The organism is Exiguobacterium sp. s56 (assembly GCF_018618255.1).
Lineage (GTDB): Bacteria > Bacillota > Bacilli > Exiguobacteriales > Exiguobacteriaceae > Exiguobacterium > Exiguobacterium chiriqhucha.
In genome coordinates this window covers 26,517-52,226 of sequence record NZ_JACSLR010000009.1, presented here as the reverse complement: position 1 = coordinate 52,226, position 25,710 = coordinate 26,517, and the positions used below count along the sequence as shown (strand labels likewise).

Below are 25,710 nucleotides of genomic sequence, written 5' to 3'. Positions count from 1 at the left end.
TTTTTATACCTTCTTGACGAATTCTGATTTGAGCTTCATCGCACCGAAGCCGTCAATCTTGCAGTCGATGTCATGGTCCCCGTCGACGAGACGGATGCCCTTCACTTTCGTGCCTTGTTTGACGACGAGCGACGTCCCTTTCACCTTTAAATCTTTGATGACCGTGACCGTGTCCCCGTCTTGGAGCACGTTTCCGTTCGCGTCTTTGATTTGCGCGTCCGCTTCTGCCTCGGCCGCCTCGCTCGGTGACCACTCGTACGCACATTCCGGACAGACGAGCAAGCTTCCGTCCTCATACACGTAAGACGATTGACACTTCGGACAATTCGGTAGTTCTGTCATGCTGATTCCTCCATTCGATTCACTGTTCCCAGTATACCGTATTTTCGGAACGTCGACAGCTAGCGGTCAGCCTTCTTGCGGAGTCTCGGGACCTTTCAAATCGAGTTGATAAAACGATAAGTCGAGCCACTTCCCGAACTTGTAGCCGGCTTTTTTAATCGTACCGGAATGGACGAACCCTAACTTTTCATGTGCTTTGACGCTCGCGATATTGGCTGCATCGATGCCACCAATCATCGTCTTCACATTCCGCTCTTCACCGATGCGGATGATTTCTCGGAGCAGCTTGTTGCCGATGCCTTTGCTGCGGTATCCAGGATGGACGTACACCGAGTGTTCGACCGTATAATGATAGGCCGGCCAAGGACGAAACGGTCCAAACGTGGCAAAGCCCATCACGACATCCCCTTCCTCCCATACGATGATTGGAAGTCCGGCCGCTTTTTTCTCCTCGTACCAAGCGATTCGATTTTGAAGCGTCACCGGTTCGTAGTGATAGACGGCGGTACTGTTGACGATGGCATCATTATAAATATGTAAGACAGCTTGAAGATCATCTCGACGACAATTGCGAATCATGAGAACACCACTTTCATACGTTTTCTTCATTATACTTATCTCGATTTCAAAATACACCTGGCGATTCGCTCCCACATAAAAAAGTCAGCCGTTTTGACTGACTTTTTCACATTATGCTGCCAAACGATCGCACATCGAGGCGCACTCGACACAGACGCGCGCACATTCTTGGCAATGGGCATGCTTATGTTTCTCGCATTCCTGGGCACACGCCTTACAGACGACCGCACAAGCCCGGGCGAGTTCGGGCACGAACGCCGAATCTCGCGTCATCGCCTCGGCGAGAAACGAACAGATGGCGGCGCACTCCCGGTCGAGCCGGATGCAGTCAACCATCATCTTAACGTCATGTTCTTCCAGGCACGACTCGAGACAGTAATTACACGTCTCCACACAATCACGTAACGTCTCCAGTTCATTTGCATAAATCCGATGCATACAATCAGCCTCCTTTTCCAAAATGAAGTGACAGTCACATCCTCTTTGTTCCCTAATCTTCAAAAGAAAAACGACCGTCGACTAGTGTCTCGGGTCGTTCACAAACGTACGGTATAAATAGGCGACTCCGTTCAACAAACGCTCTGAATAGCGCTTCGGCATGAAACGGAGCCGATAAAACCGATACATCCGCTTCAAATCTTCCCATTGGTGATCGACGTGCTGTCCTTGGCGGAAGCGGGCCAAGTCGATTAAATAAATACGGCCTTCCGGCGTCAAAATCAAATTGCGCAAATGAACGTCCGACGGCGTTAGTCCGAGGTTTCGTGCCGCGATGAGCGCTGCATCGACTTGCTGAATGTACGACGCATCAATCCAAATCCCTTCCGTCAAACATTCGAATAGCGTCTTGCCCTCGATGTAGTCGATGACGATATAATTCACACCTGCTTCATACAAGCGTGGGAATTGAGGTAACCCTTCGAGCGTTCGATAAATCACAGCCTCTTCAGCTGCGATATGCGTATAATCCGGAAAGAACACTTTGATGACGAGTCGCGTGTCTTTTATGCGAAACACGGCGGCACTGCGCCCAATCCCGTGCAGTTCGAGATCGGCATGAGCGGCGGTCACGTATGTTTCCTGACCTTGTTGCTCAAACGTGACGTTCGCATATTGTTCGTAATGATTCATAAGTCACTCCTCTTTTTCTAATCATCTCTGTCTCATCATAACTGAAATCGCTTTAGTTTGACTCGGTTCATGTCCTTCCAATACGCCCCAAAAGTGACGCCCTCCTGTTTTATCCTTATAATGAAAGCGACAAACAATGAGGAGGAACTTACCATGCAACGCATCGAACTGACAGAAGACTTATCATTCTCACGAATCATTCACGGCATGTGGCGTTTGGCCGAATGGGACATGAGCCCGCAGGAACGCCTCACTTTCATCGAACAATGTATCGAACTCGGCATCACGACGTTCGATCACGCTGATATATACGGTGGCTATACGTGTGAAGGATTGTTCGGCGAAGCGCTTCGTCTCAAGCCATCACTCCGCGATCAAATCGAGATTGTGACGAAGACCGGCATCAAGCTGACAGGCTCTTTCAACCCTGGCCAATCCATCAACCATTATGATACGACGAAAGAACATATCATCCGTCAAGCCGAGCGCTCGCTACAGGAGCTCGCCATCGATCAGATTGACACGCTTTTGATTCACCGTCCCGACCCGCTCATGGACCCGGACGAAGTCGCCGAGGCGTTCATCACGTTGCAACGAAGCGGAAAAGTGCGTACGTTCGGGGTCTCGAACCATGTGCCGGCAACCCAACAGTTGTTACAGTCACGTTTACCGTTCCAACTCGTGACGAACCAGCTTGAGCTCTCACCGATGCAACTGAAGCATTTTGAAGATGGTACTGTCGACCTATGCCACGAGAAACGGATGCCACTCATGGCGTGGAGCCCTCTCGCCGGCGGACAACTGTTCACCGAGGCCGCTTACGCACCGCTTCGTGAAAAATTGGAGGAAATCAGCGATCGGCATCAAGCGGGCGGCATCGACGCCGTCGTCTACGCGTGGCTCTTGAAGCACCCGGCCAAGATCATGCCGATCGTCGGATCTGGGAAAATTGAACGAGTACGGACCGCTGTCGATGCGCTTCAGATTGACCTGACGCGAGAAGAATGGTTCGAAATTTTGAAGGCGGCCCGTGGCCGTGACGTGGATTGAAGTTAAAAATAAACAAATAAACCCCTTTTAATACCATTTAATTATTTCTGAAGATTTTCGTCATTTTCAAGAACGTCGTCATTACAATGTTCATTCGTCAAAAATCGACACGTGTCAAATGGAGAAATTCCATTTCATATCCATAAGTGTAAAACAAGCCCGTTCAGTTCAAGTTGAGCGGGTTTTTTGATTTTTTTTAAAAAAATCGCATTAATTTTCCTAAGACTATAGTCACAAAAAAATGGTGCTAAAATGATGAAAGTTAATCATTAAAGGAGTGCACCCTGTGAAAAAGTACCTGATTCTTTGTACGCTCGCCATGTTGTTCGTCCTGTTCGGATGCGAAGAAGAACATGCATTTCGTTTACATACGGCTCCAGAGTACTATCAAGGTCGCGCCTCTCTGCCTTCTGGTCAACAAATCGAGATGACCGAGTCCGACCGGACGAACGTCCTTGATGCCTGTTACCCAGAGGACGCCATCACCCGTGCGCCTGATGGAGAGCGTCTCTTGATTGGCACGGTCAAATTGAGCCAACCGCTTACGACCACGGCCTCGACCGAAGTCTTTCCGACCGCCACATTTTTTGAAGTGGAAAATCAAACCTACGTCCAATGCCAAGCCGATACCATCACCTATATGAAACAAATCGATGCGTTGCCGGATAGTCTCACTCCGTACCGCGACCAAGCCGTCTCATCATCCGCGACGTCGAAGCTTCGAGTTGCGCAACCGCACGAGCAAGTCCATTTCACCGAAGAGATGAAAAAACCGGTCGGCAATGAGCCTTATCCAAAACGTCACGGTTTCGAACAGACGCTCGTCCACGTGACGATGCCGTTCAACGGTTCGTTCGAATTCACGTTCGAGTCACCCGAATCGCGTGAGACCATCACGTTGCCCATCAACGAATCGTCACGTCAACCGTTCCTGTCCCTCGGCTTAGGGACCGAAGTGTCTCAAGACACGCAACAGTACGGGCTCCATCTGTCATCCGATCAGACGTTATATGAGGACGTCCTGCGACCGCAGGATGCCACCTACGATCGAATGCTCGGGGCACGGCAGGCGAGCACGCTCCCGACCAAACTCGTTCCGAACGAGCGCTATCCACTGTTCAGTTTCTCCTTCATCCGCGATGGCAAACCTTATAAACACGTCGTTTCTATCACCTATAAAGAAGAGACGTTGTTGCACGGCGACCGCTTGAAAACAAAAATGCGGCAACAATTCGCCAATCGACGTCACGTCGTCGCCCATGAACTGGCTCTAATCGGCACAGAATCAAAAGATGCACCGTTCTTGCATCATGCCAACGCCGAGACCGTCCAGTTCGTGTTTCAAGCCATCGATCGCTCAAAAGCCGTGGCCACGGCCGGAACCCCAGCGCCGACCCCTTATTTGACGGTGTTCGAGGGCATTTGTGCTCAAACGTTCGATCTCAGTTACACGGAAGACGATGTAATTTTGACAAACACGAAGACAGGCTCACATTTCAAATTGCTCCGCGCCGATGCCGAACGGTGGCGCGACCTTTCCATCGGACAAGCAAACAACTGACGACACTTTTCAAGCCAGACTGGCTCACCGGTCTGGCTTTACACGTTATATAGGCAAAATCGGAAAGCCTCCTTGGCTCGCTATGCGACAATGACAACAAACAGTGCAAAGGAGAGAGTGTGATGACGAAACGATTCGAGCGCGACGTCGCCAGCCATTGGCCGGTCGCCTATAAACAAAACGGATATCCGCACGTGCAGCAGGGTTGGGTCTTGCCTCCGGAAAGAAAAGACGAGTTCGACCCGTTCATCTTGATGGCCGAGGACTGGTTCAAGCGGGGAACGTTCTCTGACCATCCTCACCGCGGCTTCCAGACCATTACCTACGTGATTGACGGACGACTTGAACATATCGACAACCATGGCGGACATTCGATTTTAGATGCGGGTGACGTTCAATATATGAATGCGGGCTGGGCGGCACGTCATGCCGAGGAGGCCGTCGACGACGACTTGATTCATACGCTTCAACTATGGCTCAACTTGCCGAAAACACTTAAAACGACGACGACATCTTACCAAAACGTATATGTCGAAGAGGCACCGCTCGTGCCGATTGACGGAGGACACGTGCGTGTCTATTCGGGTGACATCGCCGGAGTGACCGGACCGATGGACAGTCTCGTCCCCATCACGATGAGCGAAGTGAGCTTACAGAGTGGGGCCGCCTATGAGCACATCATCCCGACGAATCATAACGCTTTCGTCTACGTTCTCGCGGGTTCCCTCGAACTCGGAACGTCAGCGACACCGCTTGCGAAGACGCACGCGGCGACGCTCACGTACGATGAGACGAGTGACGGTGAGAGCGTGGTCCGCCTCAAAGCGACGTCACGTGCGAAACTGCTCATCTACTCAGGTAAGCCGATTCGGGAAGACTATATCGCCCACGGTCCGTTCGTCGTGAACACCGAAGAGGAGATTCGTCAGGCGTTCCGCGACTACCATGCCGGTGGTTTCGGTCCCCCGGCCGTCAAATAAAATAAGCCGCGCCTAGGGCGTGGCTTATTTTTTATCTGGCATGAGCACGGTCTGCTGCGTCGGGACGCGACCGATCGGGACGGTCCGTTCGACGAGGACATAGCGCTTACCGTCTACTTCAAACTTCCGGTCGCCGAGATAATGGGCCGACTTCCCGTCTTCATACAGCTTCGTCAAAATCGCCGGCACATATTCATTCAAGTTCGTGTAATGCTCATCGAGCGTCATGACGATATTGCCTTTGCCATAGCCCAACCATTGGTTCGACATGAATAACATGAGCGAAATGGTGCCGATGACACCGATGACTAAAATGACTGTCTCCATCAAATCCTCCCCGATCTCGTATGTGTTTAAATGGCGTGATTATCGTACGCCAAGACTAATCTTCTACTTTAGAGATGCTTCACGACGAACTGTCGCTTCGGTTGAAAGCCAATTTCGCTATAGAACGCGGCCGCCGCTTCGTTCACCGACCAATAATCCAGTTCGATTGACGGAAATCCGTGCGCGATGGCATAGCGTTCCACTTCTTCCATGACCAAGCGTCCATACCCTCGCCGCTTCGCCTCCGGGTTAATGCTGATTTGATGCACGTAGAGTGTCCGGACAGCTTTCCGAAACGCGTTCGCCTCACTCACTCGCTCTTGAAAACAGACGTAGCCGACTGTGTCTCCGTCGACCTCTGCCGTGAAGAAATGATAATCGTCTCGCGCCATCATCTCCGAAAACGCCGCTTCCATCGAGGCGTGATTGTAAGGCGCAAAGAACGCCGGCGCCAACTGAAGATGATGTTCATGGATTGGACAGTTCAACGTCGCAATCAACGCCGCATCATCGGTTCGTATCAACTGCATCATAACGGCCACGAACCTTCATTTTTATAGTCCCGCGTCTCCGTGACCCCGTGCGGCTTTTCATCCCCACGCAACGTATGGTTTGTCGTTTCCTGCTCTTTGCCGTGCAAACGGTGTTGAATCGGACGGGCCAGGAAGTAGCCGCCGAACAAGGAGACCGGGAAAATGATAAAGGCGGTTCCTAGAAACAGGTAGGCGTATGCACGCATCTCGTCTGTTCCGACGAAGTGATTGACGCCATAGCGCAATCCAAAAAATAAGCCGACAAATAACAGTGCGACAAACGCGTACTCGATACATTTCCCGAGAAATCGTTTCATCTCATGACCCCCCTCAACTGATTAGTTTTCTGTACGAGATGAAACGGTAAAATGTTTCAAATTTGTTGGCGAGACATATACCACAACGTCGCCTCCTGCTCGGTCGCGGATACCCAGTCTTGTTTTCCTTGGATATAGCTCTCGATATCTTCCGGATGCTGGCTCGCCAATTGTTGTTTAAGCGCCGCATACTCGTCCCGTACGTCTGGGAACGTCATCAAATAATCGCGGAACGCGAGATGGCGGGTCACGCCTTCATCCCCTTCCTCGAACATATGGACGTGAATCGTCCGGACGTCTTCTCCTTTAGCGAAGAAGCGCCGTCTCGGAATCCCATGCTCGCCGAAACTCCGGTACCCGAGCGCCTCCATATGGCCGATCCAACCGTCAATCCGTTCGATATCCCGTACGACCGGCATGATGTCGATAATCGGTTTCGCATCGAGTCCCGGCACCGACGTGCTCCCGATGTGATGAATGGCGACGACTTCCCCTTCAAACAAACGTTCGAGCTTGGTCGCCTCTTCCTTGAATTTTGTCTCCCATATCGGATTATACGGGACGACCTCTACTTTCCTCATGGTCCATTCCCTCCTTCACAATAATCGTTCCGTCTCTTTCATCATACCCGTTTTCCGAAGCGTTTAGAATTCGCCTTCGCCAATCGAAAGGTTTGTCCCGTCGCAAAATGGGAAATGCTAATATTAATGAAATCAGAACTGGAGAGTGGACCGCATGTTGACACAACAGCAGATTGATACGTTCAAAGAACGTCTATTAAAAGAGAAAGCGAAGACCGAAGGATATATGGAAAATCGGGAAGAAGTATATGACGAAGGGGAACTGTCCCACTACGATAACCATCCGGCAGACTCAGGAGAAGAATTATTCTTGCGCGAACGCGACCAAGCGCTAACTGAGCTCGATGAAGAGTTCTTGAGTGACGTCGACAAGGCGTTGCTCGCCATCGAGAACGGGACGTATGGCAAATGTGAGGTGTGCGGCGAAGACATCGAGTTGGACCGTCTTGAAATCATCCCTGAGGCGACGCTCTGCATCCAGCACGCGCGCGAGCAAGAAGAGAACGAGCACTTGACCGACCGCGAACGTCCGGTCGAAGAGGACGTGCTCAATCCATCTGAGACGGCTGCCCGGAAACAACTCGATGGGACCGACGAACCAGGCCAAAGCACGGATGCGTTCAGCCAAGTCGAAGATTTCGGGAGTTCGGACACGATTGCCGATAGCGAGGGCAATCATGACCCGACACGTGAATAACGTCAGTCAGTGACCGAGCGAAAGGAGTCCCTCTCCTTTCGCTTTTTTGATGGCTCGAGGAAACGCCCTTCTTCATCCTATATCTTCCATCTTTCTATACCGCGTGATACACTGTGTAAAAATACACTTTAGGAGCAGGTATGCATACAAAAGAAACGTTTTCCGAACTGATTTCAAGCAAGCTCAAACTGATTCGTACCGAGCAAGGATTATCGCAAGAAGAACTATGTACGCTCGTCGGCATCTCGAAAAAAACGTTGATTCAAATCGAGAAGCGACGTCTGAACGCGAACTGGACGACGACGGTCGCCATCTGCGCTCTATTCAATCAAAGCCCATATCTCCATTCGTTGATTGGGGATCAACCCATCGAGTTCATTCGTCTCGTCGCCCATACCGACCCGAGCCTGGCGACGAAAACGTTGGGCGGACACGTCTGGTGGACGACGATTGAGCATCAAGGGAAATACCGGATTCAACAGAATATGGTCAGTCAACATTACCGGATTCTCGACCACGACGACTTCCGCTGGTTCAGTACGTTCGACCGTGACGAGGCGTTCCGGAAATTAATCGAACTGCGCGCAATCCATGATGAGCAGGGAGACACAAAAAAATGACGCAACGAATCGTTGCGTCAATACGTCGCTTTGATGGGCGACGCGCCACCGAGCACTTCGGCGACATTCATCGGGTTGACCGTGTTGCCGGCCGAACTTGATGAATAAGCATATTCTCCTTGATGCACTTCGAAATGGAGGTGCGGACCTGACGAGTTGCCCGTGTTGCCGATTTGGCCAATGCCTTCGCCTTGGAGCAACGTCTGGCCTGTCTTCACTTCGATTTTATGCATATGGGCGTAGACCGTCGTCCACTTTTGGCCATCGATTTCATGCTCGATGAAGACGTGTTTTCCATACGGGCCGCCTGATTTGACGTCCGTGACCGTCCCAGCCGCTGCCGCATAAATCGGTGTGCCGACGTTCGCCGCGATATCGAGCCCGTTATGGAACGTATATCCGAACTGGCCGCTTGCCGCACCGTAACCTTGTGACAGACGTCCGGTTGCGGGCATCATAAACTTGTCAGGCGCAAGCGCCGTCGTTTGTTGCTTCAAGTCTTTCAATTGGGCCGCTTGCCCTTTCAACTGCTTATAGGCTGCTACGTGAGCCGAGCGGGCTTTTTGCCGTTCTGTTTTCACGTCCGCCTGTTTGGTCTCAAGTGCTTTTAATGATTGTTTCGTCTCGGCTTGTTTGGCTTGCAAATCACGCTTCGTCTCTTCAGACTCGGCCGCCTCTGCCTTTGCGCTCGGGAGGACGGTTGACAACACTTGTTTGAATAGAGACTTGTCAGCTGACTCCGGATGCAATGCCGTCTCGTATGAGGCGAGTTTTGATTTGGTCTGCTCAATCTTCTGATCGATTGCTTTCAAGCTCTGATCAATCGTTTCGACGTGACGTTTGGCTTTGGCGACCGATTGTTTCGACGTTTGAATCCGTTGTTCGGTCTGTTGGAGCGATTTCGTCGTCTTGACGAGGTCTTGCGGGGTAATTTGATCCGCGGATACGGCTGAAGTCCCTGATAGAATCAGGACGCCTGTACCGACGGTGACGAGTAGTTGTTTCCACATATATTGATAAAACCTCCAGATTGGATGATTCGCTAGCTTGATTAAAAAGCTCCAAGTGCGAATATAGCATCCACTCCCGAAAAGTTCAATATATGAAGCATTTCATTTGTATGTCGAACATATCAAAACCGTGAATTCCCTATCCATAAACTTCACTCGAATTTCATATGTGTCGTCAGGCGTCATCGTCTTCGTTGTAGGACAATCACGACGATACTGACGGCAGCGAGTATGGTCAACGCCGGTCCGCCGAACAAAAAGAGTCGATTCAGGCCCGATGGTAGATTCGTTGTCAGGCCGAGAATCGTGAACAAGTTCCCGACAATCAGACCGATCATGAGGACAGGCAACAGGACGCGCATCACGTCTCTATCCCGGGCTTGATCATCTCGAATTGAGCAATCTCGTCCTGGACGAACCCGAGCTGTCGCGCTGCCGAGAGCAACGCCGGGCGATCCGACGTCAACGTGAGTCGAATCGGCCCTTCGGCCGCGGCCGCACGCAATAACCACGCGGCGTCCTCATCGCGACCGAACACATCAAGCAACAGATTGCCCCGGAAGAGCAGCGCCCCGGTTTTTTCACCTTCCACCACTCGAACGAGCTCAGTCTGTTGTTGCGTCGTGCGGACATCAACTTGCCAAGTCGGTGTGTGCCCCGCTGCCGGATAATACGTATCGAACAGTTCGAGAATCGAGGCCCGTTCCCGTGCCACACTCGTCTCGGTCGGTACGGATTGAAAGTACATAATCTCTCGGACGACACGGTACCCGAGTCGGTCATAGAGGGCGAGCGCTGGTTCGTTCCCTTGGATGACCTCGAGCAGACGCGTTCCCGTCGCCTGTTCATCGAACTGTCGCATCAATTCGTGCGCAATGCCGAGATGTCGATAATTAGGGGCGACGGCCAAGCCGCCGCAACGAGTGACCCATCCCGTATCGAGGTGCGCCACGCCGCTCAACATGACGGCAACAGGCCGACCGTCCGCATAGGCGACGATGGAACGCGTCGGCTGGTTTTGATCGCGGACGAGGAAAACGGCCTCGAACTGGGCCTCATTCATGTCAAAGCGAATCATGTAATCGGAAAAGCCGTCCATGAAGGCTCGATACAAATCTTGGAGCGGTGGATGTTGGACATAAGTAATCACTGGATGCATCACGTGTTCGTTCCCTTCACTTATATTTCGGTATACTGGTGGAGACAGCTGATATGGAGGAGGATTCATCATGACGACGAGACTTGAACCACTTCGCGAGGCCCATTGGCCCGTCTTGAACACATTCACGTTACCGCTCGATCAAGAAAAATATACGACGCTTCCGATTGACCTCGATTCCCCCCTCTTAGACGGGATTCATCCTATCGTCATCGTGGCCGAAGAGCCCGTCGGCTTCTTTTTGCTCCATGATACGGAACGGGTCGCCTCGTATACAGAGGCAGACGACGCGTTGTTGCTCTCGATGTTCTCGATCAACCATTCGGCGCAAGGGAACGGCCATGCCAAAGCGGCACTCCACCAGTTGCCGAACTATGTACGAGCCCACTTCCCTCATAAACACGAGGTCGTGCTATCGGTCAATCTGAAAAACGAAGCCGCCTTTTCCCTTTATCAGACGGTCGGCTTCATCGACACGAAGCGCCGAATCGACGGCCCCATCGGCCCGCAGCGCATCATGTCGCTAGCCGTCTAAGTTCGCCTGGCAACAGGCCATACACGGCCGTGTCCGTCAGTCGCATCCCATCAGCGGACAAGTCTTCGTTCCGGAGCATGCCTTCTAGCTGAAAGCCGAGCCGTTCCGGAATCAAGCGACTGCCTTCGTTCGTCGACTCGCAGCGAATCTCGATCCGTTTGAAATCGAACTGGGCGCAACCGAAACGGACGACCGCCTCGACCGCTTCCGTCATATAGCCACGACCGGTATGCGTCGAATCGAGCCAATACCCGATTTCCGCTTTCGGGACGTCCCAATCAATCCCGAACAGGCTGACCGTCCCAACGAACGTTCCCGTCTCCCGTAAAAAGATGAGATACCGGAAACTTTCGCCTGTTCCGTACAATTCTTGCGCCCGTTGTAAATTCGCTTCCGTCTCAGACAACGTCGGTACGTCTTGCGCGAACGGGAGCCATCGCTTCAACTCTTCATGCGAGCCCCGAATCGCCTCGTTGACGACGCGCGCATCCGTCTCGGCGAGCGGTGCCCGTAAATACAGACGCGCCGTCTCCAAGCCGAGCGGGATTGTGTCTTGTCCTGTTTTCATCTTTCTTCCCCCTCTTTACTTACGAAAACACCAAATGAGCAAGCCGCCCATCCCGACCACCAGCACGACGTGAAGCAGTTGCCATAGGAATTCAATCATGGCGTTCCTCTTGAGCGGTTTTTACACCCGCCAGCACTTGCTCCCAGTAGTTGGTCGGGTGTGGTACGAGATCGCGTTTCGTCACGACCCGGGTATCTCCCGAGATGACCGAGGTCGTCTCCACCTCGGATTTCGTCCCGTCAATCAGTGCGTGCAGCGCCTTGATCTCGACCGAGACGACATCGGCCACTTCCGTTTCGTCCAACGTGAACGCTTCGCCATCATACGAATAGACGTACGTGTGGGCGAACTCGCGGTCTAAAAACGTATCCGTCTCGATGACGTCTTCGAAGACGCCGAGCGGGATCAGTTGGTCGAGTGTCAATTCGAGTCCTAACTCTTCTTGAATCTCGCGCACCCCGTCACGAACGGTCTCCCCGGCGGTCAAGTGCCCGGCGGCCGTGATATCGAACAACGCGGGGAAGTCCGCCTTCGTATCGCTGCGAAGCTGTAACAGGAGGCGGTCGTGATCCATCATCCAGCAGTGGAACGTCTCATGCCAATCCCCGTCCCGATGAACGTCTGCCCGTGATTTCAAGCCGATTTTCTTCCGACGGTGGTCGACGATTGTAATGAACTCGATCATGGCATCACCCCGTTCTCTAAAAAGGTGATCGTTCCCGCCGTCGCGTCGAGTTCGACCTCGATGCCAATCGGAAACACATGCGACGGGAACGTATGCCCGATGTCGACGTTCGTCAAAATCGGGAAGTCGACGTCCCCGAGCACTTCGAGCAGCAAGTCCTCGAATGAAAACGGTGCGTTGGCCACATCGAAATGTTCATGCTTGCCGATGACGAGACCGCTGATGACGTCGAATACCCCGGCGAGCTTGAGCATGCTGAGGGAACGCTCCTCGTCCGCCATCGTCTTGAACGAGTCTTCTAAAAAGAGAATCGCACCGGTCACATCAGGGAAATAATCCGACTTTAAAAAGCCGGTCATCGTGTTCATGTTCCCGCCAATCAACCGCCCCTGGGCCTGTCCGTCTCGAAGGGTAAGCCAGCCGTCATTCGGACGGAACGTCTTCTCCCGGTCCTGGGTCGACCAATCAATCATCTCCTCGGTCCACTCTCGGGGCACGTCGAGCGTATACGGTGCCGTCCGTTCTAAACCGAGCACCTCTCGCACGTAACGTTCCCCATCCGCGAACATCGTCTCGTATTCCCCGAACGACGGCACGATGGCCGGACCGTAAAACGTCGTCACTCCCGTCTGCGTATAACAAGCGAGGAGGAGCGCCGTGACATCGCTATAGCCCATAATGATTTTCGGCTGACGTCGCAACGCCTCATAGTCGATATACGGCAAGAGCGAGTTCGAATTCGTCCCGCCAATCGTGCTGATGATCGCTTTGACGTCCGGGTCACGCAATAGCGCGTTGAACTCTTCGGCCCGCTCTTGAATCGAGGCCGAGCGATACCCTTCCGAACGATGCGTGCATGAGCCTTCACGAACGATGAATCCCATCCGTTTCATTTGTTCGATTCCGCGCGTGTATCGTTCCGGGAACCGTGCCGGTGCCGGGAACGACGGCGTGATGATTCCAATCGTGTCTCCCGGTCGTAACGCCGGGGGGTGCTTCTTCGTTAACACAGTCATCCCTCCATCAAGTGCGATGCCTTCACTGTACGAGTTTCAAGAGTCGGATGACAACCTGGTTCAAAACAAATCAGGGTCTTCCGAAAGGGTCCGTACTTTTCGGATTTTCTGCGGCCGTCCGGTCCAACCAAGTGTGAGAAAGAAGAAACCGCCTCCGATGACACATGACAATCCGACCAACCCTGCAATCACGCCATCAAAACCGAATCGTTCCCCGCTCACGACGAGCAACAGTGGTGAAAAGAGCAAAGCCACGCCTAGCAACAACACGCCGCCCCACATCCGTCGCCGTGGAAATCCGATTGTCCACCAGCCGAATGCCACCAATCCTAAAACGATTAATCCAATCATTCCGATTAGAACCATCCTCAGCGCCTCCACTCTTCAAATTGTCTTGTTTTATTCCGCGTCAACAATTGAAAATCCTGTCAAAAAGACACTATAGAATTCCTGCAAACCGGGTAAATAACTATTGGAAACCATCGTACCGGAATCGCACAGAGGAGGAACACCATGAGAACCCGACTCATCTTTGCTCTGGCATTTATCGGTCTTTTTTTAGTTGCTGTTTATTGGATCAGCACATGGGACGACCATCAAATCGAAGGTCGAATCGAACAGATTGACATCCCACAGCTGATGATTGGACCACATGACTTGTCAGACGACGAGTTAACGTTGCAGACAATATTAATCAACGAACGAACGAAAGTGACAGGAGAAGCGAACGATGTGCAACAACTTCAGGTCGGACAAGTCGTCACGGTCGAGCTCGATCGCGACGCCAAGTTGAAAATCGCGGTATCGATTCACGTTCAACCCGATTGAGCGTTTCACCTTTTTTCAGAAAACGGGCTTAGGTTTCATAGAACGGTGGAATATGAGAACAGGAAGCTGAAAGGAGCGAATTGAATGATTTCAAATACATTGTTATCGGGGAAGGTCGCCTTCATCACTGGCGCGGCATCTGGAATCGGACGTGCCACCGTCATCCGGTTCGTCCAAGCCGGGGCGAAAGTCGCCATCGTCGATTTGAACTTAGAAGACGCGGAACAACTTGCGACTCTGATTGGAGAAGAGCGTGCCATCGGCATCAGTGCCGATGTGGGGAACGAAGACGAGATGAAACGAGCGTACGAGCAGACGGTTGAACGTTTCGGCCGCGTCGACATCGTCTTCGCGAACGCAGGACGAAACGGCACAATCACACCAATCGAGCACTTGTCGCTCGAAGATTGGAACGGTGTCGTCGAGACGAACTTGACGGGCACGTTCTTGACGGTGAAACATGCCATCCCTCATTTAAAAGAACGAGGTGGCAGTGTCATCATCACGTCGTCCATCAACGGAAACCGTTACTTCAAAAACTTTGGGTTCAGCGGCTATGCGACGACGAAAGCCGGCCAGACCGGATTCGCCAAAATGGCAGCAGCCGAGCTCGCCCAATTCGGCATTCGCGTCAACTCGATTTGCCCGGGGGCCATCGACACGAACATCGATGACTCGACGAATCGGGATGACGCCTTGCTCGAAGAAATCGTCATCCCGATCGAGTATCCGGAAGGAAATCAACCGTTGGCCGGAAAATCCGGCACGGCCAAACAAGTCGCGGACGTCGTCTTGTTCTTCGCGAGCAACATGTCGAGTCACGTCACCGGCTCCGAGGTGTACGTCGACGGTGCCGAATCATTACTTTAACAACAACAGGTCGCCCCGCGGGGCGACCTGTTTATTTGAGAATTGGGCTTTTCATGACGGCTTTCTGGTAAAACGGAATGAATCCTAAGCGCTCCATGTTCCGTCCCGAGGCCGTATCGACTTTCGTCGTCACGGTCACGTACTGGCAACCGGCTGCTTTTGCGGCCGCAATCCGTTCCAAGATGAGCTGTGTCTGATAGCCTCTGCCCCGATAAGCGGGAATCGTGCTCGTCAAAAACAGTTCGCCCATTCCGTCCTGGACGGCAAGAATCCCGCCGGCGACGGCCGTCTCGCCTTCGCGGACGAGAAACGCCTGGTTTTCGGGTAACGCGTAGAAGCCTTTCGCGGTATCGATCGTCTCTTGCATGACCGTCCCAGTCTCGGCAAAGCCGGCCGCGATGGCTCGAGCCCACTCGTTCACGTTATCGGCGTGCACGCGTTCGACCGCATGCTCCATATCCGGGAATACGAACGTATTCACGTCGAGCAACCACACGTCCAGGAAGTGGTCGAGCGTATAGTTTCGCTCTTGGAGCAACCGAATGAGTGACATGTCCGCGAGCGGACAAACCTCGATATGTAGGCGGGACACGTTCTTGCCGCGTACCCATTTCTCCATCTGGTGCAAATCGTAAAAACTGGTCGGTCGATTCAAACCGAAGCCGACCGCAAAACTCGTATTGCCCATCCGAAAGACGTGGCCTTTGTTTTCGACAATCAATTCCGAACCTTCATAGGGAGGGGACTGTTTCCGATGCCGAATATAGGCAGACGTCCCTTCCGCTTTGATGCGTTCGATCCGCCTGGCTAGTTCTAAGCGTCTCATCTCGTTCCCTCCCCACTAATCTCCCCTGAGTTTACCACACTTCGATTGCGAACAGATTGTGATTCCGTTACAAGGCGAGACGCAAGTCTGACTCAAATCGAAGTAACCGTTCCCGGACAGATGGGACGAGATCATCCAGGGCCATCAATTCTGACCAATCGACGAGACGAACCGCTACGACTTCGTCTTCCTGCAACATCAATTTCTCGAGGTCGAGGGGCGTCTCGCTTCGATAGCGATACAGGTCTAGAAAATATGTCTCGCGGCGTAACGTCGCCACCCACTCCAACTGGTCAGGTTCGATCCAGAGACCAATCTCTTCACCAAGTTCACGAATGGCACCGTCACGGCTCGTTTCACTGGCAAGAACGGAACCACCCGTCCCTTCCCAAAGAAGTGGGTGCGTCTTGCCTGGATGGCGTTGCGAGAGCAACACGTTTCCGTTCACATCAAACGTGAACACCTCGATGACGGTATGATACGTGTCCACTGCTAACTGTTCGCCGCGCACGTGCGTTTTGCCGAGCGGACGCCGCTCTCCGTCGACTAAATCCCATTGCTCACTCAAAGCCGGACCTCGTCAACGACAAACGAGGATGACCCTTCAATCTCTTCGATGAAGTGTGATCCGAACAGCATCGCCGGTGTGAAGCTGCCAGGGATGACGCGGCCTGAACTGACAAGTCGTGACACGACCTCAAGCGCCCCGTACACGGTAAAGGCATATGTGCTCGCCGTCTTGATGCGGACGATCACTTTACGTCCTGAGGCGTTCGTCGCTTCGCCCCAGACATACGTCGAGGAGCGTTCCCGTTCTGACTCGTCCGGTCCGCTCACATGTTCATCAACATAACGGAGCAGTTTCCCTTGCACCGCGTCGCTGCCGAGAATCGGACCGAACCAAGACAAAAGACGCGCCCCGTAAGCGTAAGCCGTAGGGACCGGGACCCACGTCGTGATGTTCGGAATGCCCGTCGTATAATAGGCGGTCGAGACGTCTCCCCATGGAATGGCGATGGCCGTTTTCTTGCCGCGTCCGAAATCGATGTGACGACGTTTCTCGCCCAGCGGAAACGGTGTCAATTCGCCATCTTTTCGTTCGGCACTGCTCGACCCTAGCCCACGGATCGCTGTTTTTAGTGTCCCGCGTGAGATACCGGCGGCGGCCGAGAAACCGAGTGCGAGATTCGTCGCGTCCGGCATCAGCTCTTTCAGCTTCCGGGCCACACAGTCGGTCGGAATGACGTCGAAGCCGACACCCGAACAGAGCAACACGCCCGCTTCTTGCGCGAGCTTAGCCCGTTTCTTCGAGTGGATGTATTCGAACACCTCGATTTCCCCGGTAATATCCAAGTAATGTGTCTTCGTGGCGAGACACGCCTCGACCATCGGCCGACTCGTATCGGTGAACGGTCCGGCACAGTGTAACACGAGGTCGATGTCTTCCAATTGGCGTGTCGCTTTATCAAGCGACAAGTTGAAGACGCGCGTCTCGCACCCGAGCTCCTCCCCGAGCTTGGCGATTGCGTCCGCACGCCGACCCGCGAGCACCGGTGTCATCCCTTGTTTCACCGCTTGACGGGCAATCAGTTCGCCTGTATAGCCGTTCGCCCCATAAATCATCCATTTCATCACGATTCCTCCTTCAACTCTGCAAATATGTCTTTTCTTTGTTCCCTATCCTGCCAACTTTCACCCTTATAAACGATGCATCACGTCTTGCATCACACCGCCCAAATAGACGATGCCAAAAGCCGCCACTACGACACCGACTGGGATGATGAGACTCGACCAAGCCTGTCTCGTTTCGAATCGACAGTCTTTATGCGACAAGTAGCGGTCAATCATCCAATATAAAACTGCCGCTCCTGCACCAAGCCAGAGCAAAACAAGTCCGAACCCGATATGTAAGCCAAACGAGACGAGCGGCTCGAACCGCATCGACATTCGGCGTGCCACCCAGTCGCTAAACACTGATGTCAACACCCCGTACGTGACGATGACCGGGAAACTGACTGACAAATAGGTGGCCGTCAACATGAGAAGCCCGTTCACCGTGTCCGCTACCCCTCCGCTATCCGGATATTGCGGGATGACGACCCAACATGCCAACAAGAACGAATAAACCGGGGTCGTAAGTGACGCCGCGATGATTTTTCTAGTCCACATGTCCATCCTCCTCTTCTCCTCTCACTCTACACGACCCGACTAAAAAGCGCACAAAAAAACCAGCCTCGTGAAAAGGCTGGTCGAGTCATCAGTTATTCGCAGCTTCTGCCGCTTTCGTACGGACCGTCTGCATCGCTTCTGTCCATGGGACGAGCTGATCGAGCATGTCGTTGACCGATTGGACTTGAACGTCTTTCGGTGCGAAATGTGTCCCGTTCTCGAAGTCTGTGAAGAGCGAGAGCGCTGGGTGGACACGGACGTGGGCGATCAAGAGCTCGCTCAACACGCCGCGTAAGTGTTCTGTCGCACGCGCACCGCCGACCGAACCGTATGAGACGATGCCTGCTGCTTTGTTATGCCATTCGTTGCGTAAGTAGTCGAGAGCGTTTTTGAGAGCACCTGTGATCGAGTGGTTGTATTCTTGGACGATGAAGACGAAGCCGTCCATCTCCGCGATTTTCTCAGACCATGCCGCGGCACCTGTTGCGTCGCCGCCTGGCTCGCCGAGAAGCGGGAGGCTGTAGTCTGCGATATCGATGATTTCATAGTTAGCGTCACCGCGTTTGTTCGCGATTTCTCTCACCCATTCTCCGACTTGCGGGCTGACGCGTCCTTCACGAGTAGATCCGAGTACGATTCCAATTTTCAACATGTTAGTTCCTCCTTGTGAGTTGGTTGGTTCTTCTTGTTTACCGAACAAACGATTTAAAAAGCTCATTTCATGCCCTCATATTCTTTCTCAAACGTTTTTGTACTTCTGACCGTATCAATCGGTCGAACCATCGCTTCAATCTGTTCCCGCTTCGGTTCTAAGAACGGCGGGAGTGACAATTTCTCACCGACCGTCTCATACGGTTCATCGCCCATGAACCCTGGTCCGTCCGTTGCCCATTCGAACAGGATTTGCGGCGCGACCCGTGCGTAAGACGATTCGAAGAAGAAGCGGTCGACATAGCCTGATGTCGGTAACCCGAACTGTTGCAATCGTGCCGTCCATTCATCGAGGACACTGCGGTCATCGACACGGAAAGCGACGTGATGCACGGTTCCGAACCCTTGGCGCGCGACTGGTGACGTCTCGTCATGAATGACGACGACTTGCGCCCCGTTTCCACCCTCACCTCCTTCAAAGAGATGCGCATCGCCTTCTTGTCCGATTTCTTCGAACAACATGACTTGCTCCATCACTTGTTTGAAATACGTAAAATCCGCGATGCGGATAAAGATTGGACCGAGACCCGTGATGGCGTACTCGAGCGGCACCGGGCCGTTTTGCCACGGCTCGCCTGACGCGACACCGACGTTGAACTCATCTGAGATGAACTGGTACGCCTGCTCGTCGAAGTCGACGAACGCGAGCGTCTTCTTGCCGAACTGCTCGGTGATGCCTTCATGCTTCACGCCGAGGCGGTCGAAGCGACGTTCCCAATACGTGAGTGCCTCGTCGGTCGGGACGCGGAACGACGTCTTGGCGATTTCATTCGTCCCATGCACGCCTTTTGGGATGCCAGGGAAATCGAAGAACGTCATATCTGTTCCAGCGCTGCCTTTGTCATCGGCGAAAAATAAGTGGTACGTCTGAATGTCGTCTTGGTTGACCGTCTTTTTGACGAGGCGCATTCCGAGGACGTTCGTAAAGAAGTCATAATTCTTCTCGGCGCTGCTCGTAATCGCCGTCACGTGGTGAATTCCTTTTACATGGTTCATTCGAATCGCTCCTTAAAATCTTGATTTCGAGATAATCAGTTAAAATTTTTTGACGCTTCGGCGCGTTTGCCGACTGTCTTCAATTGAGTAATTGTATTTGCTAAATCGAGGCCGTCGAACAGCTCGTCCATTCGTTGTTCATGGGCCGGAAAGATGCGCGACATGAGTGTGCGCCCTTCTTCAGTAAGCGCCACATACGTGACGCGCCGATCGCTCGGACAGGCTTTGCGAATCAAGTAGCCTTTCGCTTCGAGCCGATCGACGATGTACGTCATGCTCCCGCTCGTCAATAATACCTTTTTGCCGATCGTTTGAATCGGTTGATCGCCTTTATGATACAGCAGTTCGAGCACCGAGAACTCGGTCGGGTTCAGCCCGTACTCGGCAACCTCTTGCTTGACCACGTCTTGAATCGACTGTGAGGCCCGAAGTAACACCGTAATCGCTTTTAACGTTTGTCGTTCTTCCATGTGTTCCCCTCCTCTACTGAGAGAAAACAATACTTTAAATTTAATTATCTTTAATTCGAGATAAATATAACACGAGAAAATAGACTGGTCAATCAATTTGTCTCAAAAAAAAGACGAGTTGCCTCGTCTTGTCACGCACGGCGAATGACCGCCATCTCCCGGCCGAAGCGATTGCCTTCATCGACAAAGCCCAAGCTTTCGTATAATCGATGCGCGCCCGTATTGTCAGGATGGTAACCGACGACGATCGGTTCGGTGCCGAGCTGTTCTACTTCTTCCAGCATGAGTTCGGTCGCTTTGCGTCCAATCCCTTTTCGTTGGTGCGCATGGTCGACCATAATGCGATACACCCAGCGCGCGTCCAACTCTTCGAGTACCGTATTGTACATGAGAAACCCGACCATCGTCTCGTCCTCGTAAATCGCATACGCCCGCAGCGTCGGTTCATACATCGCTTGCAGCAGCGAAATCGCATTCGGTTCCATATACGCTTGTTGCTCGTCACTCAGAGTGAGCTGACAGCACGTATACCAGTTTTGTTCTGTAATCGGTTGAAGTGTGATCATCCGGTTCTCCTTAATCGTATGTCTCGTCCAAGTTACGCGCATAAAACACGATGGCGCGACGATACCGTTTAATGCTGTCATCCGGCTCCGGGCTTGCGAGCAGTTCGAGCAACGTACCGGTCGCTTCAGTGTGGCGCCCGAGATTATAATGGGTCATCGCTTGAAATACTTTGAGCGCCCCGATGTCTGGGAACTGTTCAATCGCCTTGGCGAACAACGCCTCAGCGTCCTCGTAGCGGCCGAGCGCCCGGTACGTGCTACCGAGTCCGATATACGTCTCACGGAGCTCTTCGCCGGCAAGCCCGAGCCGAATCGCCCGTTCATAATGTGGGACGGCTTGACGCTCTTCGCCGAGCGAGTCATAACACGAAGCACAATGGGCATGGAGGCGCGGATTTTTCTCGTCTTGCCGGAGCAACATCAGGAACAGCTGCTTCGCCCGTTCGAGCTCTCCGTTCTCACGGAGACGAATCGCTTCGTCGAGCCCCTTCTCTTCTGGGGTTTGAACTTCCAAGTCACTCAAGTCATCAAGCCACGCTTGCAACAATTCGTAATAGCGCCCAACATGGACGCCATCGACGAGGGCATGGTGGGCTTGGACCGAGAGCGGCATCGTCATCCGGTCACCGGTCTCCGTGAATTTGCCCCAGGCGATGCGCGGCACCGTATCATGCTGTTGGTCGTGTGTCGGGTGGCTGATGCTCGTGAACGTGACCCAAGGCACGCTCGTGATGTAAAGCAGACTGTCCGGCTCATCGTCGCCGACAACGACTTCCCGTTTCGCCCCGCTCATCCGGGCCGTCACTTCTTCCATAAAGTCCGGGAACGCGTCTTTATAGGTCGCCGTGCAAAAGTTGAAGACGTCATCGTCCATCATGACGGTGAACGATGGATGTACGACGTTGTGCTCGATGACCTCGTCGCCGCGAATGCGGTAGCGAAGCTCCGGGATGGCGTTCGCCGTCTTGACAGCACCGTACAAGAACAGTTTAAAGAACGACTGGCCGGTCCGTTTGGCGTGCGTATGTAACTTCGTCACATCAACGCTCGCCGTCACATTGAAATGTGGAGCGTCAAACGCCTTGAAGAATTCGTAGTGCTTCTTGCGCGACCACGTCTCGGTATTGATGATTTTCATGATTCGTCCCCCTGTTTTTTCTTTCACTGTACCAAAGGGAACAGGTCGTTCAAAGTTTTTGCTTTAACTCGGTGTAATGCTCGTTCGCCAAGTCGAAATAGACGAAGTCCCGACGTTCAATCCGGTCGAGCGTCGCATGGAAGTCACGCCAGCCCTGCTCGACGAGCTCCGGCGTCAGTTCTCCGGCCACCGTCGCTTCCTCGAACTCGTCCTCGTCTTTGCGGACGACGTCCCCGTTCGGGAAGATGAGGATGTCGAGCAACAAGTCGTCCATATACGGGATTCCGTCCTCGTATCCGATCGCTTCGACGATATCGATGTACCATTGAACGATGTGTCCTTCATCATTAAACATGACGGTCACACCGAACGGCTCGTCGTCCGGGAAATATTGGAGCCAGGCGTAGCCAGCGTCGGCGACGATGAACTCTTCTCCCTTGTGCATCTTATATTGAGGTGCGCGGACCGCATCGATTTGAAACAAGGCGACGGTCCCGGAGAAACGGTCATCATGTACCTCCATTTGCGCGTAGCGATGTTGCAAAATCCGTTCCCAGTCTCGACGATTGGCAAATTTCCGTTTTGGCATATGTCTCTCTCCTTTTGACCCAATTCATACGTAAAGAGTTCGCCAAAATCCGACATTTCCCTGTTCAATCGTACAGATTGTGTTGATTGAACGAGACGAGGTGGCTTTGCTTCAATCGTTTTCGCTCGACCATCCGCGTAAAGGCGTCTGTCGAGATGAAGCGATTGCCTGGGTGAATCGTCGCTAACTGTAGCAAGATGAAGCGTATGCCGCGCTCGCCTTCCTGAAGCGGGACATGGAGCATCGTCCCATCCTCATTGAATCGATTTAAAAACAACTCGATTTTGCAGTCCTCTTTTAACAGGCGCGATGTGACGAAGGCGGTTTGGCTGATGAGCGATTCGAAGTCGTGATGGAGCGTATAACCGGACGGACCGGTCAAATCCAAGGCGAACGTGAACGTATCGAGCGTCGTCTGTTGAAACACTTTCGACTGCAGTCGTCCGAGTTTTGCGGTCGCATACCAATCGATCTCCTTCACCGGTTCCCCTTCATACGGTTTCGACCCGATCAGTTGCAACGGATTTCGAAGCGGTGACGCCAAGTGCGGCCGGTCCCCGAGCGCTAGCCGCTTCGTCCCGACCGGTGGATGCAACAGGAGCGATGGAAGCACGGTCCACTCTGTATCGATCGGTCGTTCATACAAATACGTCCCAAGGCGAAACGGGAGCGTGACGGCGATGACGCATTCCTCGAACATGGCTGGACCGCGATACTCGGCGCGCACGACCAATTCGTGCCAGGCTCGACCGACATCGACCTCATAGTCGAGCACGTTCGGAAGGCGCTCATGCGCCGGAAAGCTGATTCCTGAGCTCGCCTTCAAGCGAACCCGTAGTGGTAGTCCGAGCCGATTCAACTCGTCCACCCCATCAACCACCAACACGAGCCGACTCTCATCTCCGACAAACAGCAATTCTTCGTATTGTGTGAACCGGAGATCGATGTGCCGCTCAAGTTGTTGCCGCGTCCGCTCGAGCATCCAAATCGCACTCGCTATAATGAAACATAGATAGCCCAACCCATAGACGTACGGGAAGAACACGAGTATGGCTCCGCTCACGAGATATACAGGGAGGAGCCAGCGCTGCAACCAGGCGTGCGTGGACAGGATCATCCGTCAGCCCTCGACCGGCACGGGCACCGTGTCCAGAATGTGCGCGACGACGTTCGCTTTCGTCGACTTGATGCCGCCTTCGAGCGTCAAGCTGATGCGATGGGCGAGCACGTACGGCGCCACGGCTTTGACGTCTTCCGGGATGACATATAGCCGGCCGGCCAAATAGGCATAGCTTTGACACGCGCGGAGCAACGCGATCGCGCCGCGCGGGCTGACCCCGACCTCGACAGACGCGTGCGCCCGGGTCGCATGGACGAGACCGAGCATATAATCGAGGACATCGTCTTGAATCGCGACTTGTCTCGTCTCGGCTTGTGCTTCTTGCAGCGAGGCGAGTGACGTCACGGCTTCGATGTGTTTGCGGGTCTCGGTCAACACTTGCAACAACAGTTCCCGCTCTTCGGCGGCGTCCGGATAGCCGACCGGAATCGAGATGAGGAACCGGTCAAGTTGCGCGTCTGGGAGCGGGAACGTCCCGGCCGATTCAATCGGGTTCTGCGTGGCGATGACAAAGAACGGTTTCGGCATCGGATACGTCTTCCCACCAATTGAGACTTGTCGTTCCTCCATCGCTTCGAGCAGCGCCGACTGGGTGCGCGGGACGGCCCGGTTGATTTCATCAATCAGGACGACGTTCGCGAAAATCGGACCTTGCCGATGGTCAAAGCCTTGCGTCTTCATATTGAAGTAGTCGGTCCCGATGACGTCGGACGGGAGCAAATCGGCCGTAAATTGGATGCGCGAGAATGACCCGTCCAAACTGCCGGCGATCGCTTTGGCGAGCAACGTCTTCCCCGTTCCAGGTACGTCCTCGAGCAAGATGTGCCCTTCGGCGAGAAGCGCCGTGCAGCAGAGCCGGACGACTTCACCTTTCCCCAAATACACTTCATTCAACTGTTTGATGACCGCTTCGATTTCCATTTCGTTCCCCTCCGTTGGTAGATGTCTTATTCGAATTTTACCTGTTTATGGTAATATAGACAATAAATAGTCTGAACATTCCGATAAGGAGGGAAAGGATGAAGTGGTCATCTCGATTTATAGGGTTCCTTGTTGTGACAGCTTGTCTCGTTGTGACGTTCGTCTTTGTCAGCAAGGAGACGTTCAGTTGGCTTCAAACGATCCATACACCTGCTCCAATCAGTGTGATCGAAATGGGCAAGCCAGAAGAGGCCCCACCACCAAAAGGTGGTATTGATTTGGGTTCTACCGATGAGAAGGGAAACGGTGGGGAACGGCAAGTGAAGGAAGACATGCTCAAATTCAAATTTGGTAGCGGGAATGGTGATGCCCCAGGCGGACTCGGCACATTGTTCGCTTTCCTTGCCGCCATCGTGTTGACCGTCTATGGCGTGCGTAGATGGCTGCGTCGTCGGCGGGGGAAAGGATTCACGTTTTCTAGTAGACAGAATGCCTTTGCGCCACTGTCTCTCAACGCGGACACATCGATTGAGGCACGGACGTTCCCGATGCTCACGAATATCGAACTGAGGGATTGGCTGATCACGTTCAACGCGTCACTCGCCCCTGAGTTAAAGCTTCGAACGAATGAGACGGTCGTCGACTGGTTCGAACGCATCGAGCTGACGGATATCGATGCCTCGCTCTATCATCTGATTCGTTATGGTCCCGCATCCGATCGCGACATCCCGTTCGAGCAGCAACAACGATTTTACGAGGCACTCGACCGTTACTTGAAGCGGCAACCCTGAGCGAGAAAGTACCCGGGTTCTCAA

At 53.2% G+C, this 25,710-nt stretch carries 36 protein-coding genes; 9 read left to right on the top strand and 27 right to left on the bottom strand.

What is annotated here, in order from left to right; translation table 11 throughout:
* Positions 1 to 3: 3 nt before the first annotated feature.
* From KNP71_RS09780 to KNP71_RS09765, 4 genes are all read right to left on the bottom strand, one after another.
* Positions 4 to 342, bottom strand: coding sequence for a zinc ribbon domain-containing protein YjdM (locus KNP71_RS09780; protein ID WP_021065910.1), 339 nt, complete (start codon positions 340 to 342; stop codon positions 4 to 6).
* A 66-nt stretch (positions 343 to 408) separates the two neighbouring features.
* Positions 409 to 921, bottom strand: a complete 513-nt coding sequence (locus KNP71_RS09775; RefSeq protein ID WP_214830587.1) for a GNAT family N-acetyltransferase — start codon at positions 919 to 921, stop codon at positions 409 to 411.
* Positions 922 to 1,032: 111 nt separating this feature from the next.
* Positions 1,033 to 1,359 (bottom strand): four-helix bundle copper-binding protein, encoded by a 327-nt coding sequence (locus KNP71_RS09770; protein WP_021065908.1) that lies wholly within the window; start codon positions 1,357 to 1,359, stop codon positions 1,033 to 1,035.
* Positions 1,360 to 1,440: 81 nt separating this feature from the next.
* Positions 1,441 to 2,052 (bottom strand): serine/threonine protein kinase, encoded by a 612-nt coding sequence (locus KNP71_RS09765; RefSeq protein ID WP_029594488.1) that lies wholly within the window; start codon positions 2,050 to 2,052, stop codon positions 1,441 to 1,443.
* A 153-nt stretch (positions 2,053 to 2,205) separates the two neighbouring features.
* On the opposite strand from KNP71_RS09765, the gene KNP71_RS09760 reads away from it, so the two are divergent.
* From KNP71_RS09760 to KNP71_RS09750, 3 genes are all read left to right on the top strand, one after another.
* Positions 2,206 to 3,102 carry an aldo/keto reductase gene (locus KNP71_RS09760; protein WP_021065906.1) on the top strand — a complete coding sequence of 299 codons (897 nt, stop codon included), beginning with the start codon at positions 2,206 to 2,208 and terminating at the stop codon, positions 3,100 to 3,102.
* A gap of 286 nt (positions 3,103 to 3,388) precedes the next feature.
* A complete protein-coding gene (locus KNP71_RS09755; RefSeq protein ID WP_353049147.1) occupies positions 3,389 to 4,663 on the top strand; it encodes a hypothetical protein in 1,275 nt (424 codons plus the stop codon).
* A gap of 122 nt (positions 4,664 to 4,785) precedes the next feature.
* On the top strand, positions 4,786 to 5,643 hold the full coding sequence (locus KNP71_RS09750) for a pirin family protein (protein WP_214830585.1): 858 nt from the start codon (positions 4,786 to 4,788) through the stop codon (positions 5,641 to 5,643).
* 24 nt (positions 5,644 to 5,667) lie between these two features.
* On the opposite strand, the gene KNP71_RS09745 is transcribed toward KNP71_RS09750, so the two are convergent.
* The 4 genes from KNP71_RS09745 to KNP71_RS09730 all read right to left on the bottom strand — a co-directional run bounded on the left by KNP71_RS09745 (position 5,668) and on the right by KNP71_RS09730 (position 7,401).
* Positions 5,668 to 5,970: a hypothetical protein gene (locus tag KNP71_RS09745; RefSeq protein ID WP_029594486.1), complete on the bottom strand. Its 303-nt coding sequence runs from the start codon at positions 5,968 to 5,970 to the stop codon at positions 5,668 to 5,670.
* A gap of 68 nt (positions 5,971 to 6,038) precedes the next feature.
* Positions 6,039 to 6,500: a GNAT family N-acetyltransferase gene (locus KNP71_RS09740; RefSeq protein WP_165569441.1), complete on the bottom strand. Its 462-nt coding sequence runs from the start codon at positions 6,498 to 6,500 to the stop codon at positions 6,039 to 6,041.
* Positions 6,500 to 6,820: a hypothetical protein gene (locus tag KNP71_RS09735; protein ID WP_029594483.1), complete on the bottom strand. Its 321-nt coding sequence runs from the start codon at positions 6,818 to 6,820 to the stop codon at positions 6,500 to 6,502. The genes KNP71_RS09740 and KNP71_RS09735 overlap by 1 nt, the downstream gene beginning before the upstream one ends.
* Before the next feature lie 56 nt (positions 6,821 to 6,876).
* The gene (locus KNP71_RS09730) at positions 6,877 to 7,401 is read right to left on the bottom strand and encodes a GrpB family protein (RefSeq protein WP_214830584.1); all 525 of its coding nucleotides are present in this window, start codon (positions 7,399 to 7,401) and stop codon (positions 6,877 to 6,879) included.
* Between the two features lie 154 nt (positions 7,402 to 7,555).
* On the opposite strand from KNP71_RS09730, the gene KNP71_RS09725 reads away from it, so the two are divergent.
* On the top strand, positions 7,556 to 8,098 hold the full coding sequence (locus tag KNP71_RS09725) for a TraR/DksA C4-type zinc finger protein (RefSeq protein ID WP_021065899.1): 543 nt from the start codon (positions 7,556 to 7,558) through the stop codon (positions 8,096 to 8,098).
* 140 nt (positions 8,099 to 8,238) lie between these two features.
* The gene (locus tag KNP71_RS09720; RefSeq protein WP_214830583.1) at positions 8,239 to 8,718 is read left to right on the top strand and encodes a helix-turn-helix transcriptional regulator; all 480 of its coding nucleotides are present in this window, start codon (positions 8,239 to 8,241) and stop codon (positions 8,716 to 8,718) included.
* Between the two features lie 17 nt (positions 8,719 to 8,735).
* On the opposite strand, the gene KNP71_RS09715 is transcribed toward KNP71_RS09720, so the two are convergent.
* The 3 genes from KNP71_RS09715 to KNP71_RS09705 form a co-directional block, all read right to left on the bottom strand.
* Positions 8,736 to 9,728 carry a M23 family metallopeptidase gene (locus tag KNP71_RS09715; protein WP_214830582.1) on the bottom strand — a complete coding sequence of 331 codons (993 nt, stop codon included), beginning with the start codon at positions 9,726 to 9,728 and terminating at the stop codon, positions 8,736 to 8,738.
* A 182-nt stretch (positions 9,729 to 9,910) separates the two neighbouring features.
* Entirely contained in the window at positions 9,911 to 10,090 is a 180-nt protein-coding gene (locus KNP71_RS09710; protein ID WP_021065896.1) for a hypothetical protein, read from the bottom strand.
* Positions 10,090 to 10,887: a GNAT family N-acetyltransferase gene (locus KNP71_RS09705; RefSeq protein ID WP_214830581.1), complete on the bottom strand. Its 798-nt coding sequence runs from the start codon at positions 10,885 to 10,887 to the stop codon at positions 10,090 to 10,092. The genes KNP71_RS09710 and KNP71_RS09705 overlap by 1 nt, the downstream gene beginning before the upstream one ends.
* Positions 10,888 to 10,957: 70 nt before the next feature.
* On the opposite strand from KNP71_RS09705, the gene KNP71_RS09700 reads away from it, so the two are divergent.
* Positions 10,958 to 11,422 carry a GNAT family N-acetyltransferase gene (locus KNP71_RS09700; protein ID WP_021065894.1) on the top strand — a complete coding sequence of 155 codons (465 nt, stop codon included), beginning with the start codon at positions 10,958 to 10,960 and terminating at the stop codon, positions 11,420 to 11,422.
* On the opposite strand, the gene KNP71_RS09695 is transcribed toward KNP71_RS09700, so the two are convergent.
* The 4 genes from KNP71_RS09695 to KNP71_RS09680 all read right to left on the bottom strand — a co-directional run bounded on the left by KNP71_RS09695 (position 11,403) and on the right by KNP71_RS09680 (position 14,057).
* Positions 11,403 to 11,990 (bottom strand): GNAT family N-acetyltransferase, encoded by a 588-nt coding sequence (locus KNP71_RS09695; protein WP_214830580.1) that lies wholly within the window; start codon positions 11,988 to 11,990, stop codon positions 11,403 to 11,405. The genes KNP71_RS09700 and KNP71_RS09695 overlap by 20 nt on opposite strands.
* Positions 11,991 to 12,081: 91 nt before the next feature.
* Positions 12,082 to 12,675 carry an NUDIX hydrolase gene (locus KNP71_RS09690; RefSeq protein ID WP_214830579.1) on the bottom strand — a complete coding sequence of 198 codons (594 nt, stop codon included), beginning with the start codon at positions 12,673 to 12,675 and terminating at the stop codon, positions 12,082 to 12,084.
* Positions 12,672 to 13,685 carry a S66 family peptidase gene (locus KNP71_RS09685; protein WP_353049146.1) on the bottom strand — a complete coding sequence of 338 codons (1,014 nt, stop codon included), beginning with the start codon at positions 13,683 to 13,685 and terminating at the stop codon, positions 12,672 to 12,674. The genes KNP71_RS09690 and KNP71_RS09685 overlap by 4 nt, the downstream gene beginning before the upstream one ends.
* A 66-nt stretch (positions 13,686 to 13,751) precedes the next feature.
* Complete coding sequence (locus tag KNP71_RS09680) at positions 13,752 to 14,057, bottom strand: hypothetical protein (protein WP_021065890.1); 306 nt, start codon at positions 14,055 to 14,057, stop codon at positions 13,752 to 13,754.
* Between the two features lie 147 nt (positions 14,058 to 14,204).
* Between KNP71_RS09680 and KNP71_RS09675 the strand changes: the two genes are divergently transcribed.
* Together KNP71_RS09675 and KNP71_RS09670 are read left to right on the top strand one after the other, a co-directional pair.
* Entirely contained in the window at positions 14,205 to 14,519 is a 315-nt protein-coding gene (locus KNP71_RS09675) for a hypothetical protein (protein WP_214830577.1), read from the top strand.
* A gap of 84 nt (positions 14,520 to 14,603) precedes the next feature.
* Positions 14,604 to 15,389, top strand: coding sequence for an SDR family oxidoreductase (locus KNP71_RS09670; RefSeq protein ID WP_021065888.1), 786 nt, complete (start codon positions 14,604 to 14,606; stop codon positions 15,387 to 15,389).
* A gap of 31 nt (positions 15,390 to 15,420) precedes the next feature.
* Here KNP71_RS09670 and KNP71_RS09665 read toward each other — a convergent pair whose 3' ends face one another.
* From KNP71_RS09665 to KNP71_RS09610, 12 genes are all read right to left on the bottom strand, one after another.
* Positions 15,421 to 16,215, bottom strand: coding sequence for a GNAT family N-acetyltransferase (locus KNP71_RS09665; RefSeq protein ID WP_021065887.1), 795 nt, complete (start codon positions 16,213 to 16,215; stop codon positions 15,421 to 15,423).
* Between the two features lie 67 nt (positions 16,216 to 16,282).
* Positions 16,283 to 16,783: an NUDIX hydrolase gene (locus KNP71_RS09660; protein WP_214830575.1), complete on the bottom strand. Its 501-nt coding sequence runs from the start codon at positions 16,781 to 16,783 to the stop codon at positions 16,283 to 16,285.
* Entirely contained in the window at positions 16,780 to 17,847 is a 1,068-nt protein-coding gene (locus KNP71_RS09655) for a saccharopine dehydrogenase family protein (RefSeq protein ID WP_214830574.1), read from the bottom strand. The genes KNP71_RS09660 and KNP71_RS09655 overlap by 4 nt, the downstream gene beginning before the upstream one ends.
* A gap of 66 nt (positions 17,848 to 17,913) precedes the next feature.
* Entirely contained in the window at positions 17,914 to 18,384 is a 471-nt protein-coding gene (locus tag KNP71_RS09650) for a hypothetical protein (RefSeq protein WP_214830572.1), read from the bottom strand.
* 88 nt (positions 18,385 to 18,472) lie between these two features.
* Entirely contained in the window at positions 18,473 to 19,102 is a 630-nt protein-coding gene (locus KNP71_RS09645) for an NADPH-dependent FMN reductase (RefSeq protein ID WP_214830570.1), read from the bottom strand.
* A complete protein-coding gene (locus KNP71_RS09640; RefSeq protein WP_214755965.1) occupies positions 19,099 to 20,091 on the bottom strand; it encodes a ring-cleaving dioxygenase in 993 nt (330 codons plus the stop codon). Before KNP71_RS09640 ends, KNP71_RS09645 begins: the two co-directional genes overlap by 4 nt.
* Before the next feature lie 35 nt (positions 20,092 to 20,126).
* Positions 20,127 to 20,561: a MarR family winged helix-turn-helix transcriptional regulator gene (locus tag KNP71_RS09635; RefSeq protein ID WP_131472157.1), complete on the bottom strand. Its 435-nt coding sequence runs from the start codon at positions 20,559 to 20,561 to the stop codon at positions 20,127 to 20,129.
* 131 nt (positions 20,562 to 20,692) lie between these two features.
* Positions 20,693 to 21,127: a GNAT family N-acetyltransferase gene (locus tag KNP71_RS09630; protein WP_131472155.1), complete on the bottom strand. Its 435-nt coding sequence runs from the start codon at positions 21,125 to 21,127 to the stop codon at positions 20,693 to 20,695.
* Positions 21,128 to 21,137: 10 nt separating this feature from the next.
* Entirely contained in the window at positions 21,138 to 22,265 is a 1,128-nt protein-coding gene (locus tag KNP71_RS09625; protein WP_214830568.1) for a tetratricopeptide repeat protein, read from the bottom strand.
* 49 nt (positions 22,266 to 22,314) lie between these two features.
* Positions 22,315 to 22,854, bottom strand: coding sequence for a ribonuclease FAU-1 family protein (locus KNP71_RS09620; protein WP_131472151.1), 540 nt, complete (start codon positions 22,852 to 22,854; stop codon positions 22,315 to 22,317).
* Between the two features lie 64 nt (positions 22,855 to 22,918).
* Positions 22,919 to 23,971, bottom strand: coding sequence for a DUF58 domain-containing protein (locus KNP71_RS09615; RefSeq protein WP_131472149.1), 1,053 nt, complete (start codon positions 23,969 to 23,971; stop codon positions 22,919 to 22,921).
* A gap of 3 nt (positions 23,972 to 23,974) precedes the next feature.
* Positions 23,975 to 24,895, bottom strand: a complete 921-nt coding sequence (locus KNP71_RS09610) for an AAA family ATPase (protein ID WP_131472147.1) — start codon at positions 24,893 to 24,895, stop codon at positions 23,975 to 23,977.
* A gap of 98 nt (positions 24,896 to 24,993) precedes the next feature.
* Here KNP71_RS09610 and KNP71_RS09605 point away from each other — a divergent pair, with 98 nt between their 5' ends.
* Positions 24,994 to 25,686, top strand: coding sequence for a hypothetical protein (locus KNP71_RS09605; RefSeq protein ID WP_131472145.1), 693 nt, complete (start codon positions 24,994 to 24,996; stop codon positions 25,684 to 25,686).
* The last annotated feature ends 24 nt before the right edge of the window (positions 25,687 to 25,710 follow it).